General features: G+C 68.1%; 11 protein-coding genes. 5 read left to right on the forward strand and 6 right to left on the reverse strand.

All coding sequences use genetic code 11. The annotated features are described in order from the left end of the window. Positions 1-53: 53 nt before the first annotated feature. Positions 54-896, forward strand: coding sequence for an acyl-CoA thioesterase (locus tag GGQ87_RS09435; RefSeq protein WP_168046861.1), 843 nt, complete (start codon positions 54-56; stop codon positions 894-896). Here GGQ87_RS09435 and GGQ87_RS09440 read toward each other — a convergent pair. The 6 genes from GGQ87_RS09440 to GGQ87_RS15570 all read right to left on the reverse strand — a co-directional run bounded on the left by GGQ87_RS09440 (position 893) and on the right by GGQ87_RS15570 (position 6,857). Beyond that, a complete protein-coding gene (locus GGQ87_RS09440; protein WP_168046863.1) occupies positions 893-1,471 on the reverse strand; it encodes a hemerythrin domain-containing protein in 579 nt (192 codons plus the stop codon). The two genes, GGQ87_RS09435 and GGQ87_RS09440, sit on opposite strands and share 4 nt — an antisense overlap. Continuing rightward, complete coding sequence (mnmA, locus tag GGQ87_RS09445; protein ID WP_168046865.1) at positions 1,464-2,663, reverse strand: tRNA 2-thiouridine(34) synthase MnmA; 1,200 nt, start codon at positions 2,661-2,663, stop codon at positions 1,464-1,466. Before mnmA ends, GGQ87_RS09440 begins: the two co-directional genes overlap by 8 nt. A gap of 115 nt (positions 2,664-2,778) precedes the next feature. Continuing rightward, a complete protein-coding gene (gene sciP, locus GGQ87_RS09450; protein WP_168046867.1) occupies positions 2,779-3,069 on the reverse strand; it encodes a CtrA inhibitor SciP in 291 nt (96 codons plus the stop codon). A gap of 164 nt (positions 3,070-3,233) precedes the next feature. Continuing rightward, entirely contained in the window at positions 3,234-4,688 is a 1,455-nt protein-coding gene (gene flgE / locus GGQ87_RS09455; protein ID WP_168046869.1) for a flagellar hook protein FlgE, read from the reverse strand. A 13-nt stretch (positions 4,689-4,701) separates the two neighbouring features. After that, positions 4,702-5,457: a flagellar hook assembly protein FlgD gene (locus GGQ87_RS09460; protein ID WP_168046871.1), complete on the reverse strand. Its 756-nt coding sequence runs from the start codon at positions 5,455-5,457 to the stop codon at positions 4,702-4,704. A gap of 2 nt (positions 5,458-5,459) precedes the next feature. Next, positions 5,460-6,857, reverse strand: a complete 1,398-nt coding sequence (locus GGQ87_RS15570; RefSeq protein ID WP_209282428.1) for a flagellar hook-length control protein FliK — start codon at positions 6,855-6,857, stop codon at positions 5,460-5,462. A 392-nt stretch (positions 6,858-7,249) separates the two neighbouring features. On the opposite strand from GGQ87_RS15570, the gene flgK reads away from it, so the two are divergent. The 4 genes from flgK (at position 7,250) to GGQ87_RS09485 (ending at position 13,026) form a co-directional block, all read left to right on the forward strand. Then, positions 7,250-9,361 (forward strand): flagellar hook-associated protein FlgK, encoded by a 2,112-nt coding sequence (flgK, locus tag GGQ87_RS09470; protein ID WP_168046873.1) that lies wholly within the window; start codon positions 7,250-7,252, stop codon positions 9,359-9,361. After that, a complete protein-coding gene (locus GGQ87_RS09475; RefSeq protein WP_168046875.1) occupies positions 9,361-10,287 on the forward strand; it encodes a flagellin in 927 nt (308 codons plus the stop codon). Before flgK ends, GGQ87_RS09475 begins: the two co-directional genes overlap by 1 nt. A 64-nt stretch (positions 10,288-10,351) precedes the next feature. Next, positions 10,352-11,593 carry a putative DNA modification/repair radical SAM protein gene (locus GGQ87_RS09480; RefSeq protein WP_168046877.1) on the forward strand — a complete coding sequence of 414 codons (1,242 nt, stop codon included), beginning with the start codon at positions 10,352-10,354 and terminating at the stop codon, positions 11,591-11,593. Next, positions 11,593-13,026, forward strand: coding sequence for a UdgX family uracil-DNA binding protein (locus GGQ87_RS09485; protein ID WP_168046879.1), 1,434 nt, complete (start codon positions 11,593-11,595; stop codon positions 13,024-13,026). Before GGQ87_RS09480 ends, GGQ87_RS09485 begins: the two co-directional genes overlap by 1 nt. Positions 13,027-13,127: the final 101 nt, after the last annotated feature.

The raw sequence follows: 13,127 nt of genomic DNA on the forward strand, positions 1-13,127 counted from the left end.
GGGCGGGAGGCTTCGGCCTTCCGCCCGTCCTTTGCCCGCGATACTCCGGACCCATGACCCAGCAGACCCTCGCCGAGGCCCTGACCCTGACAGACGACGGTGCCGGCAGCCTGACCGCCCGTCTCGACGGCGGCTTCTCCAACGCCCCGCAGTCGGCCCCGCAGGAACGCGGCGCCCCGTTCGGCGGTCTGATGGCCGCGCTCGCCGCGGGCGCCATGCGGCAGGGGCTGGGCATCGAAACGCCGCTGCAGAGCCTGACCATCCAGTACCTCGCCGCCGCCCGCTTCGAGGAAGCGGCCTTCCGCCCCGTCCTGAACCGCGGCGGGCGCAACGTGGTCTATGCCTCCGTCACCGGCGGCCAGCCGGATCGCCCCGCCATCCAGGCCCTCGGCACATATGGCCGCGACGTCGCCGGCCCGGTGCTGACGCCTCTCGCCATCGCTGGCGGACGGCCCGACGACCTCGAACCCACGCCGCTCGACACCGGCTTCGGCCCCTGGTTCACCCGCCACATCGACCACCGCTTCGTCGCCGGCCCAAAGCTGTTCGGCGAGAACGCCGGCCGCACCCCCGAACTGGGCTGCTGGATGCGCACCGTCGACAGGGCCCCGCTGGACGAGGCCCGGCTCCTCTTCCTGCTCGACGGCCTCTATCCCACCTATTTCACGGCCTTCCCCGCCCCGCCGATCATCTCCGCCAGCATCGACCTCCGCGCCGACCTGCTGACCGAGATCACCCCCGAGACCTCGCCCGAGGGCTGGGCCTATTTCCATTTCACAAGCCGGGATGTGGGCGGCGGCTGGGCGGTCGAGGACGGCGTGGCCCATACCCCGGACGGCCGGCCCATCGCCCTGGTCCGCCAGCGCCGGAAACTGATGCCGACCCGCGGCGTCTAGCCCAGCGGATCGCCGCGCAGCGCTATCAGGGGGATGACGATCTCTTCCTCATCGTCCAGATGCCGGGTCAGCTCCGGCGCCACGCGGTCCAGAACCTCCGCCAGCCGCGCCGCCCGGTCCGCCGCATCCCCTGCGCCGCTCGCCACCGCCTGATGCATCGCCCGGCCCGTGTCGACCATGGCCTCGATATGGTGGTGGATGGCGTCGTGGTCCCGATCCAGCAGGTCGATGCCGGCCGCGATCCGCGGCTCCAGCTGCTGAAGTGCCGGGAAATAGTGGCCGCTCTCGATCCGGTGGTGCCCGTCCAGATGCTGCAGGAAGTCCTGCAGCGCCGGGATCAGCGCTCCATGAAGCGCCCGCACATCGATCTGCCCGCCGCGCCAGGCGCCGACCATCCCCGCCATCTGCGCCTGATGCGCCCGGAAGCCGCCGTGCATGTGCAGCCAGCGCCGCGCCGTCGGATGCAGCCCACCGAGGCTCCACCGCTCACGCGGAAAGGCCTCATGCAGGTAGCGATACTCAGGCGGCAACCCGGCGCGCGACGCGAGCGCCAGCGGATCGTCCGCCTCAGCCAACGGCCGCGGTCGTCTTGATGAAGCCGCCGCCCAGCAGCCGGTCGGGATCGGCGGGGTCGTAGAGGGCGCAGGCCTGTCCCGGCGCCACGCCTTCCTCGCCCGTGTCGAACGTCACCGTCACGGCTCCGTCCGCCAGCGACAGCCGGGCAGGCGAGGGCGGACGCGTCGAGCGCACCCGCGCCAGCACCGGCGCACCGGCTTCGGCCGCCGCCTCGATCGAGGCTTCGTCCCCCAGCCAGTTGGTCTCGTCCAGCGTCAGCGCCGCGGTCAGCAGCGCCTCGCGCGGCCCCACGATCACGTGCCGCCGGGCCGGATCCAGCTTCGTCACGAACAGCGGCTCGCCGACAGCGACGTTCAGCCCCCGCCGCTGGCCGATGGTGTAGTCGGTGATGCCCGAGTGCTTGCCCAGCACCCGGCCGTCCATGTGCACGATCTCGCCGGCCTCGCGGCCCTGAGGGCGCAGCTTGTCGATCAGTGTCCGGTAGTCGCCATTGGGCACGAAGCAGATGTCCTGGCTGTCCGGCTTGGCGGCGATGCGCAGGCCCAGTTCGGCCGCCACGCCGCGCACCTGCGGCTTCTCCAGATCGGCCAGCGGGAAGCGCAGATAGTCGAGCTGCTGCGCCGTGGTGGCGAACAGGAAGTAGGACTGGTCGCGCGAGTGATCGACCGCCTTGCGCATCTGCGCCCGCCCGCCCGCCACCGACCGGCGCACATAGTGCCCCGTGGCCATGGCTTCGGCCCCTAAGTCGCGAGCGACGTCTAGCAGATCGCGGAATTTGACCGTTTGGTTGCAGCGGATGCAGGGCACCGGCGTCTGGCCCGCCAGATAGCTGTCGGCGAACTGGTCAATGACCGCGTCCCGGAACCGGCTTTCGTAGTCCAGCACATAGTGCGGGATGCCCAGCATATCGGCTGCGAGGCGGGCGTCGTGAATGTCCTGACCGGCGCAGCAGGCGCCCTTCTTCTTCAGCGCCGCGCCGTGGTCGTAGAGCTGGAGCGTCACGCCCACGACGTCATAGCCCGCCTTGTGCAGCAGGGCGGCCACCACAGTGGAGTCCACGCCCCCGGACATGGCCGCCACCACGCGCGACCCGACCGGCAGCCCGACAGCCGCGCGCGCAGCCTCGACCGCCGCGTCCATATCGGCGCGGGCAATGGTCGGGACGGGGCAGATGTCCTCGGCGAGCGTCATGGCGCGCTATCTAGTGTGAAAGGCGTTCGATTTCGAGGCCGCCCGCGATTCAGCCGAAAACGACAACGGCCGCCCCCGTTTCCGGAAGCGGCCGTCGTATCGTCGGGGAGTGTCTTTAGCTGCCGCGTCCGTAGTGCTGGATGCGGGTGGTGCGCAGGCCCTGCATGCCCCACTTGTCGATCGCCTTCTGCCAGGCGAGGAATTCCTCGGCCGTCAGCCGGTAACGCGCCAGCGCGTCATCCAGGCTGATCAGTCCGCCGCGCACCGCAGCCACGACCTCGGCCTTGCGGCGGATCACCCAGCGGTCCGTATTGGCCGGCGGAAGATCGTGCAGGGTCAGGGGCGTGCCCGTCGGGCCGACCACGTACTGTTCGCCTTGATTGTTAAGGCGTCGCTCTTGCAACATGGGCTTATGCCTCATTGACCACCATCACTATGGTTCGAACCGTAGCGGTCGGCGGCTAAGGGCCGTTTAAGCGTCGTGGTGAAGGAAAAGCTAAAATGCTCCCCCTTCGCCGGCTCCCTGTTCAATGAAGATTTCATTGAGGTTTACGCCCCCTTACCCCGAGATCAGCGTTTGATGCTGATGAGTTCAGCGAGCATTTCGTCTGCGGTGGTGATGATCTTGGACGAGGCGGAATAGGCCCGCTGGGTCGTGATCAGGCCCGTGAACTCGGCGGAGAGATCGACGGTCGAGGCTTCCAGCTGCGAAGACCCGATCGTGCCCGCGCCCCCAGTGCCGGCGGCTTTCAGGTTGTAGGTGCCCGACCCCTGGCTAACGCGGAAGGCGTTGCCGGTGGACTCCAGCAGGGCGTCCGGGCTCGGGAAGGTGGCTAGGGCGATCTGGGCGATGCGGCGGGTCACGCCGTTGTCGAAGATGGCGGTGACGAAGCCGGTGTCGTCGATCTTGACCTCCGACAGGTTGCCGAAGGCGGTGCCGTTGGTCAGCACGGCCTGAACGACCGAGGCGCTGTCGTACTGGGTCAGACCGCCGGCGGCTGCGGTCAGGTCGAAGGCCAGCACCTGGTCGTCGATGCCGAGGCCGGTGGCCCATTTGACAGCGCCGGCAGCCGGAGCCGTAGCGTCCGAGGCTGCAAAGTTAAGAGTGGCGGCCGACGGGTCCGGGAACAGGGCGGCGGCGCCGAGGGCTTCCATGGCGTCCACGTCCAGACGGCCGTCCTGCGTGAAGGCTACAAGGCCGGTCTTGAGCTGGCCGTTCGCCAGCCCCGCGCCCGTGGTCACGTCCGACGCGGGGATGGCGCGGATCTCGGCGTACCATTGGTTCGGCACGGTGCTCTTTAGGAACGACAGGGCGATGGTGCGCTGGCCGCCCTTGGAGTCCGAAACGGGGATGGTGAGTTCGAAATCGGGCTTCACGCCGGCGCCCGTTTCGGGATCCCACATCGCCATCGAGTTGGTCGTGGGGCTGTAGGCGTTCGCCCCAGGCGGCGTCGCCGTGGCGTCGCTCGCCTCGGACGAGATGGCCTGGCTGGACTTGATGTTGGCGTTCAGTTGCACGCGGGTGGTCGGCTCGGCGGTGCCGCCGACGGAGCCGACGTTGATGGTGCGCAGGCGGTTCAGGTCCGACGGGTCGCTGGCGATGTTGCCGTCGGCGTCGACGGGCCAGCCCTGCAGATAAAGGCCGGCGGTGTTCTTCAGATAGCCCAGATTGTCGACGCGGAAGGCGCCGGCCCGGGTGAACAGGCGGGCGTCGGTGACCTGGACGTTCTCGGCCTTCTCGGTGACGACGAAGAAGCCCTGCCCGGCGATGCCGAGGTCGGTGTTCGAGGTGGTCCGCTGCAGCTGGCCGGCCTGGCTGGTATAGTGGCGGGCGCTGGAGAGCACGCCGCCGGCCGAGTAGCCGGCGCCCTGCACCTGGCTGTTGATCACGGTCTGGAACTCGGCGGCCGAGCGCTTGTAGCCGACCGTATTCACGTTCGCGATGTTCTGGGAGATCGCCGCGAGGGCGGCGGAGTTGGCGGTCAGGCCGGACACGCCGGCCAGTAGTGCGCTGTTGATGCTCATGGCGCGGGGCTCCTTACGAGAACAGTTTCATGGGATTGAGCGACGAGGCGATCGAGGCCAGCAGGCTCTCGTCCTCTTCGTCGGCGGGAGGGGGCGTTGCGGCGGTGCGGGCTTCCTCCAGCGCGATCACGCTGGACAGCGGCAGGATGGAGTTGCCGACGGTCAGATAGGCCTCGCCGTCGTACATCTCGACGCCGGTGATGCGGCCCTTGGTCAGGACCTGGGCGTCGATGGCGCCGCCGGCGGCGTTCTTGGCCGTGATCCGGAGGGAATAGACCTGGCCCTCCTGTCCGTCGTTCCCGCTGGTGGCCTCGCCATCCCAGGCGAACTCGTGCACGCCGGTGGTCTTGTTCGGCGCATCGCCCGACCACACCACATTGCCGGAACCGTCCAGCACCTCCAGCTTCACGGAGGCGGCGTTGGAGGCGATCTCGTAGTTCCACTCGGCCTCGCCATCCGTGAACTTGGTCGCCGACCAGGCCGCGGTGGCTTCCTTGCCGATGTAGTTGGCCGCGCCGGCCAGACCGCCGCCGCCCTGGGCCGAGACGAGGCTCTTCAGCAGGTCGTTGGTCAGCAGTTGCTGCTCGACACCGGCCATCTGGGTCAGCTGTGCGGTGAACTGGTTGGAATCGACCGGCGACAGGGGGTCCTGATTCTTCAACTGCGAGGTCAGAAGGGTCAGGAAGGTCTCAAAATTCGAGGCCAGCATCCCCGTGCCGGCGTTAATCCGGCTTGTCGCATTGTTGGTGGTGGTGACGGCGTCGACCATCGTCAGACCTTCATGTCCACGCCCGAAGGCGAGAGGGAGAGCGCCAGCCATTTCGGCGGCTGCGCCATGTCGATTTCGTTGTTCAGGCGCGATGCCGAGGCGAAGGCTCGTGCCTGTTGGTGGCGCGTGTCCTGCCCCCGGTCGAAGGCGCTGGAGCCGCTGTCGCGGTCGACAAATTCGAACGCGTCATCGGCCATCTGGAAGCCGGCGGCCTCGAGTTGGCGGCGCAGTTCATCGGCCCGTCCGCGCAGGTCCGTCGCGGCGGCCGGATTGTCGAACGCTAGACGAGCGGCCAGGCGGCCCTCCGAGTCGATGTCCAGCTTGACGTCCACACGGCCCAGTTCGGCCGGGCGAAGGGCGATCTCGAACCGGGTCGATCGCCCTTCCAGCTTGCGCAGTATCTGCGCGGCGATCTGCGCCGTCGCATCGATAGTGGCGCGGGAGAGGGTCGAAAGGCTGTGCTCGCGCACGGGAGCCGCGGGCGCGTCCGCCTGGGCCGCGGCGCCGTCGCTCACGGGAGAGGTTTCGGCGGGCGCAGCGTCCGTCTCTCCGGCCGGAGCCGGAGCAGGGGACGGCCCAACGGGCGGCGCCGAGGGTTTTTCACCTTCGGCGGTCGGAGCGGATCGACCTGTCGGAGCCTCTGCCGCGCCCTTCAGCTCGGCGGTCGCCGCCTCAGCGGGCTTCGCTGTTTCATCCAGCGGTTTCGCGGTCCGCTCCGCCAGCGCCCGTAGCGGCGCCGGCGGAGGGACAGGAGCTTCAGCCGCGTGACTGCTCGTCCGTGCGGCGGCCTCGGCGGCCGGCGTGTCGGCGACGGGTTCAAGCGCCGCTTCGGCCGGCAGAACCTGCGGCTCTGTCGGTTTCCCGGAGGGCTGCGCCGGAAGGACGAGGGCATCCTCGCCCTTGCCGGGCGGGGTTCCGGGTAGGACCTGTGGGCCAGGACCCTTGCCCGCCGTCGTGCCGGGGAGAACCTGGGGCTCCAAGCCTTTGGGCGTATCGGCGCCGGGCAGAACCTGCGGTTCCAGACCCTTGATGTCGGGTGCGCCCGGGAGGACCTGAGGCTCGGTCCCCTTGGCGTTGATAATGGCGGGCAGGACCGAAGGCTCTGCATCGGTGGTGTCCGCGACACCGGGAAGGACCAGAGGATCGGTCGCGGCGTCAACAGACGGCTTCGCGCCATCGATCGTCAGGGTCGTATCGTCTCCGCCCGCGAAGGTGTCGCGGTCGATGCCCGTGCGAGCCTCGACCCCCGCCCTCGTCCGGAGTGCATTGCGCGGAGCGCCTTCGTTCGACAGCTCGACCGCCAGCAGGTTTCCGAAGCCGGATGCGCCAGGCCCCGACGACCCACGAGGAGTCGCCTTGTGGACAGGCGCCAGTATGGAAAGCACGGCTTGCGCGGACATGGTCCCGAGGGGGTGTCGCCGGAGCGAAGGTGGCTTGGGCGCTTGCTGCGCCGAACATTCGGAACCCACGGCGCAAGTCGCGGGCCAGTTCACCAATCACGAACAACCATCGGAAAACACGAGAAACTTCGCCGAGCTCGCGGAGGCCGCGGCAGTGAAGAAGCGGTCGAATCTTGCCGCGTGCCGACGTTTCTTGCCCGGCGCCAGCGCTCGGCGCCTTCGGCCCGGCGGTTGGCCCGCCGCTTGCGCTCCTTGCCGCTCATGACACAGGCGCGAATTACGATCTCGCGAGAATTCAGTGACTTGGCCGGATCGCTTGCGGGCGAAGCCGGGCAAAAAGGGCGCGTCGGCTGGCAGGCCTTGCCGGGCGCCAGTGTAATGGAGGCCGCTGCATGTCCCTGAACGCGATCATGAACACGGCGACCAGCGGCCTTGCCGCGGCCCAGACCCAGTTGCGTGTGGTCTCGGACAACGTCTCCAACGTCAACACGCCCGGCTACGTCCGCAAGATCGCCGACCAGGTCACCCTGACCAGTCAGGGGATGGGCGCGGGCGTCGAGGTGGCGCGCATCCGTCTGGCGACCGACCGCTTCCTTCAAGCGGCCAGCCTGAACGCCGGCGCGGAGGCGGCGCGTCAGGGCGTTCGTTATGAACTGTACGACCGCATTCAGTCGCTGTTCGGCGATCCCGGTGGTGACAGCGGCTTCTTCTCGCAGGTCGACGGCATGTTCTCGGCCTTCGCGGCCAGCGCCGAAGACCCGACCTCGTCGCCGCGTCGGCAAGACGCCCTGTTCCGCACCCAGGCCCTGTTCGACGAGGCCGGACGGATCGGCGAACAGATTCAGGCGGTCCGCGAGGATGCGGACGGCCGCATCCAGAGCGCCGTCGAGAAGGCCAACAACCTGCTGCAGCAGATTGAGGGGCTGAACCTCGAGATCGCCCGGGCGACGGTGGTCAGCGGTGACGCGTCGGGTGCGGAGACGGCGCAGTCGGCCCTGATCGGTCAACTGGCGGAGCTGATGGATATCCGCGTGTCGGTGCGGCCGGTCGGCGGCGTCTCCATTCGAACGGGCGCCGGAACCCTGCTGGCCGGGGAGGGGGCGGCGACGCTCAGCTATACCCGGGCAGGAACGGTCACCAGCGAGACGGCCTTCAACGAGATCTGGGTCACCGAGCCCGGGGGGCAGAAGCGCTCGCTGCTCGACAGCGTGGTGTCCGGCGAGATCAAGGGGCTGGTCGAGCTTCGCGACGTCGAGGCTCCCGCGACGGCCGAGCGTCTGGCGGAACTGGTCTCGCATGTCGCGGACGAACTGAACCGGGCCCACAACGCCAACAGCTCGGTGCCGGCCCCTACCAGCCTGACCGGCCGCAACGTCGGCCAGACTTTCGAGAGCGCGATCGCCGGCTTCACGGGCGGGACGACGGTGGCGATCACCAACGCCGCCGGCGTCGTGCAGAGCCGGGCCGATATCGTCTTCAGCGGCGCGACGATGACCGTGAACGGCGTGGCGGCCACCCCGACCACCTTCCTGAGCGTGCTGAACGCCCAGCTCGGCGGCGCAGCGACCGCCAGCTTCGTTGACGGCAAGCTGACCATCGCGGCGAGCGGCGGGAACGGCGTGGCCGTGGCCGACGATCCGAACAGCCCCTCGGCCAAGGCCGGGCGCGGCTTCTCGCACTACTTCGGCCTCAACGACCTCATCTCGACCGACCGCCCGGCCTTCTACGAGACCGGGATGACGGCGGCGTCGCAGCATGGGTTCACGGCGGGCGAGGCGCTCAGCTTCCGCTTCACGGGCGCGACCGGCTCGAAGCTCCGCGACATTCAGGTGACGGTGCCCCCGGGCGGAACCGTTGGCGATCTGGTCACGGCGCTGAACGATCCGGCCACCGGCGTCGGCCGCTTTGGCTCGTTCGCCTTGGCCGCCGACGGCTCCCTGAAGTTCACCGGCAACGGCAGCCCGCCGCCGACGATGAGCGTCCTCGAGGACACGACCATCCAGGTTCCGTCTGGGGTTTCGGTCACCGAACTGTTCGGCATCGGCGGCGTGCGTGCCTCGCGGGCGGACGGCTTCTCGCTGCGGACCGATATCCGGCAGAGCCCTGCGAAGCTTGCGCTGGCCCAGCTCAACCTGACCGCCGCGGTCGGCACGTCGGCGCTGAGCACAGGCGACGGACGAGGGGCCCTTCTGCTCGCCGACGCCGGCGAACGGGCGACCACCTTCTCCGCAGCTGGCGACTCCTCGGGCGGAGTGATTTCCGTCTCGCGCTACGCCTCCGAACTGTCCGGCGAGATCGGCGGGAAGGCGGCGGCGGCCAAGAACCGCAACGACACGGCCGCCGCGCTCGCAACCGAGGCCTCGTCCCGCCAGACCGCCTTCGAGGGCGTCAATCTGGACGAGGAACTGGTGCTGATGACCACCTATCAGCAGGCCTTCAACGCCTCGGCCCGGATGATCCAGGCGGCCAAGGACATGTACGACACGCTTCTGGGGATGATTTGATGACCCGCGTCGCGACTTTCGGAAACTACCAGTCCGCCCTGCTCGACCTGATGAAGGCGCAGACGCGGGCGGCGGACGCACAGGAGCGGGTCTCGACCCAGAAGAACGCCACCGATCTGACGGGCTTTGGCCGACAATCCGAGACCCTGACCGCGCTCAAGGGCGCACAGAGCCGGATCCAGGGCTTCATCGACACATCGAAGGCGGTGTCGGCTCGCCTGACGACGCAGGACCTGGCCATGAACCAGATCGGCGACGGCATCGCGGGTCTGCGGCAGGCGGTGGGAAGCGCCCTCTCCACGGATTCGGCCGGCTCGCTGATGCTGGAACTGGAGGGCCATTTCCAGGAAATCCGCGGCGGTCTGACGATGCGGCATCAAGGCGGCTATCTGTTCGCCGGAGCCTCGACGACGACGAGTCCAATGACAGTGGCCAGCCTTGGTGAGTTGGCGGCGGCGCCGGACGTGCCGTCGGTTTTCCAGAACGACACGCTAAAAACCGCCAGCCGGGTGGCCGAGGGAACGACCCTCGAGACCGGCTTCCTCGCCGACGAATTAGGCGGAGAAGTGCTGGAAATCCTGCGCGACATCCAGACCTTCCATGCCGGGGCCAACGGGCCGCTGACCGGCAAGATGACCGAGGCGCAGAAAACCTTCCTGACGACCCAGCTCGGTCGGCTGGAGCAGGCGGCGACCGCCGTGATCGACAAGATCGCCAAGACGGGCTCGATGGCCAATCAGGTCGAGAGCATCACCAAGAGCCACGAAGCCCAACTCGGGTCTCTCGACGAACTGGTGTCAGATCGCACCGACGCCGACATGGCCGTGGCCATCACCGATCTGCAGCTGTCGCAGGTCGCGATCCAGGCCTCGGCGCAGGTGATTTCGCAGCTGCGGCAGGTGTCGCTGCTCAACTATCTGACCTGACGCGACAAAACGCCTCTGCAGCTACGCTGGACGCACCGTTCCGGGCGGAACATAGTGCGAACACATGGCGCAGATCGATCTCCGGCGAAAGCTATCCATCCTCGCGGACGCGGCGAAATACGACGCCAGCTGCGCCTCATCCGGCACATCGAAGCGGGACTCGCTGGGCGGCAAGGGCGTGGGTTCCACCGAAGGCATGGGCATCTGCCATGCATACACGCCCGATGGCCGCTGCGTTTCGCTGCTCAAGATACTGCTGACCAATTTCTGCATCTACGACTGCGCCTATTGCATCAACCGGGCGAGCTCAAACGTGCCGCGGGCGCGGTTCTCGGTCGACGAGGTCGTCGAGCTGACGCTGAATTTCTACAAGCGGAACTACATAGAGGGCCTGTTCCTCTCGTCGGGCATCATCCGCTCGGGCGATTACACGATGGAGCAACTGGTGCTGGTGGCGAAGAAGCTGCGCACTGAGCACGACTTCCGCGGCTACATCCATCTCAAGCTGATCCCGGAAGCCGACCCGAAGCTGGTCGAGGAGGCGGGCCTCTACGCTGATCGGCTGTCCGCCAACATCGAACTTCCTCGAGACGAGGCGCTGAAGCGACTGGCTCCGCAGAAGGACGTCGGCGTCATCAAGAAGGCCATGGGCCAGGTGCGGCTGGCGGTCGAGGCCGCGAAGCCGGAGAAGCGCGACCGCATCAAACCGCCGAAGTTTGCGCCCGCCGGCCAGTCGACCCAGCTGATCGTCGGGGCGGACGGGGCGCCGGATACCGAGATCATGGATCGCAGCGCCTCGCTCTACGGCGGCTACGGCTTGCGGCGCGTCTATTATTCGGCGTTCAGCCCGATCCCGGATTCGTCCAGCGCCCTGCCGCTCGCCAAGCCGCCGCTGATGCGCGAGCACCGGCTGTACCAAGCCGACTGGCTGATGCGTTTCTACGGGTTCTCCGCGCCCGAGATCGGCGAAGCGGCGACGGATGGGATGCTGGACCTCGCCATCGATCCCAAGCTGGCGTGGGCGCTGAACCGGCGGGAGCAGTTCCCGGTCGATGTGAACACCGCGCCGCGAGAGATGCTGCTGCGCGTGCCGGGATTGGGCGTGAAATCGGTCGACCGGATCGTGTCGGTCCGGCGCTGGCGGACGCTGCGGCTGGAGGACATCGCCCGCCTGTGCCGCGGCATCGACAAGGTCCGCCCCTTCATCACGACCCTGGACTGGACCCCGGGCGGGCTGACCGACGCCGCCGATCTGCGCGCCCGCATCGCGCCCGATCCGGCGCCGGTGCAGATGAGCCTGTTCTGATGCACGTCGGGGCGCTGGCCGGGGAAACGGATTTCGAAGGCTGGCGGCAGTCGGCGCGTGCGTTCCGGCTGGCCGGCGTGCCACCGGAACGGGCGGCATTTCGGGTCGGGGCCGGCGGCGACGGGCTGTTCGACGAGAGCCTGCCGCCGCCGTCCCCGGATGCGGCGCCGTTCACAGTCCCCAAGGCCTTCGTGGATCTGGCGCAGGAGGTGATCCTGCACCGGTCGGAGGACCGGTTCGATCTGATGTACCGCCTGCTGTGGCGGCTGGAGGCCGAGCCTGATCTGATGAAGATCGTCACCGACGCGGATGTCGCCGACGCTTTGGAGAGAACGAAGAACGTCAGCCGTGCCAGCCACAAGATGAAGGCCTTCGTCCGCTTCCGGCAGATCGAGGAAGACACCGGCGAGCGATGGATTGCCTGGTTCGAGCCCGCGCACCGGGTGGTGGAGAAGACCGCACCTTTCTTCGCGCGAAGGTTCTCGACCATGCACTGGTCGATCCTCACCCCGGACGGCTCGGCGTTCTGGGACGCGGAGACGCTGACGTTCGGGCCGCCGGCAACGCGCGACATGGCGCCGACCGAGGATGAGATCGAGGAGTTCTGGAAGACCTACTACGCCTCGACCTTCAACCCGGCGCGGTTAAAGACGAAGACGATGCAGGGGGAGATGCCGCGCCGCTACTGGAAGAACCTGCCCGAGGCGTCGCTGATCCCGGAACTGGTGGCGCAGTCGACGGTTCGGACGGAGGCCATGGTCGCCGCGCCCGCTCCAGAACCCAACGCCCGTCTGGCCAAGACCCTCTCGCGAATGAACCGCGACCAGTCGTTCGAGAAAGGCTTCGTCCCCTCGACGCTGCAGGAACTGGATCAGGCGGTGCAGGCCTGCCGCCGTTGCCCGCTGTGGCGCGACGCCACGCAGGGGGTCTGCGGCGAAGGTCCGAAGAAGGCGCGGCTGATGATCGTCGGCGAGCAGCCGGGCGACCAGGAAGACCTCGCCGGGCATCCCTTTGTCGGCCCCGCGGGCAAGGTGCTGGACGTCGCGCTGGACGAGGCGGGCATCGACCGCGACGACGTTTTCGTCACCAATGCGGTCAAGCATTTCAAACACGAGCCGCGCGGAAAGCGGCGCATCCACAAGACTCCGGCGGTGAGCGAGGTCAGCGCCTGCCGCTGGTGGCTGGACGCCGAGCGCCGTCTGGTGAAACCGAAACTGATCGTGACGCTGGGCGCGACGGCGGCGCTGGGCGTGCTCGGGCGGAAGGTGGCGGTGACTCAGGAGCGCGGTCACGGCATCGATCTGGCCGATGGCGCGAAGGCGCTGCTAACCGTCCACCCGTCCTATCTGCTTCGTATACCCGAAGCCGCGGCCAAGGCGGCGGAGCGTGAACGCTTCACGCTCGACCTGAAGCGAGCCAAGACGCTGCTCTGACAATACATTTTCAGCGTGGCTGAACGATTACGCCCGGGCGGCGTTCTTCCGCTCTGCCCCAGCTTTGCCGTGGTCGGACCGTAGGCAAATCGAACGGCGCA

The sequence above is a fragment of the Brevundimonas alba genome (assembly GCF_011927945.1).
GTDB classification, from domain to species: Bacteria; Pseudomonadota; Alphaproteobacteria; order Caulobacterales; family Caulobacteraceae; genus Brevundimonas; species Brevundimonas alba.

What these genes read in the sequence shown, in the direction of transcription:
- GGQ87_RS09435 (WP_168046861.1), top strand. Translation starts at nt 54, where the DNA reads ATGACCCAGCAGACCCTCGCCGAGGCCCTGACCCTGACAGACGACGGT.
- mnmA (WP_168046865.1), bottom strand. Translation starts at nt 2,663, where the DNA reads ATGACGCTCGCCGAGGACATCTGCCCCGTCCCGACCATTGCCCGCGCC.
- sciP (WP_168046867.1), bottom strand. Translation starts at nt 3,069, where the DNA reads ATGTTGCAAGAGCGACGCCTTAACAATCAAGGCGAACAGTACGTGGTC.
- flgE (WP_168046869.1), bottom strand. Translation starts at nt 4,688, where the DNA reads ATGAGCATCAACAGCGCACTACTGGCCGGCGTGTCCGGCCTGACCGCC.
- GGQ87_RS09460 (WP_168046871.1), bottom strand. Translation starts at nt 5,457, where the DNA reads ATGGTCGACGCCGTCACCACCACCAACAATGCGACAAGCCGGATTAAC.
- GGQ87_RS15570 (WP_209282428.1), bottom strand. Translation starts at nt 6,857, where the DNA reads ATGTCCGCGCAAGCCGTGCTTTCCATACTGGCGCCTGTCCACAAGGCG.
- flgK (WP_168046873.1), top strand. Translation starts at nt 7,250, where the DNA reads ATGTCCCTGAACGCGATCATGAACACGGCGACCAGCGGCCTTGCCGCG.
- GGQ87_RS09475 (WP_168046875.1), top strand. Translation starts at nt 9,361, where the DNA reads ATGACCCGCGTCGCGACTTTCGGAAACTACCAGTCCGCCCTGCTCGAC.
- GGQ87_RS09480 (WP_168046877.1), top strand. Translation starts at nt 10,352, where the DNA reads ATGGCGCAGATCGATCTCCGGCGAAAGCTATCCATCCTCGCGGACGCG.
- GGQ87_RS09485 (WP_168046879.1), top strand. Translation starts at nt 11,593, where the DNA reads ATGCACGTCGGGGCGCTGGCCGGGGAAACGGATTTCGAAGGCTGGCGG.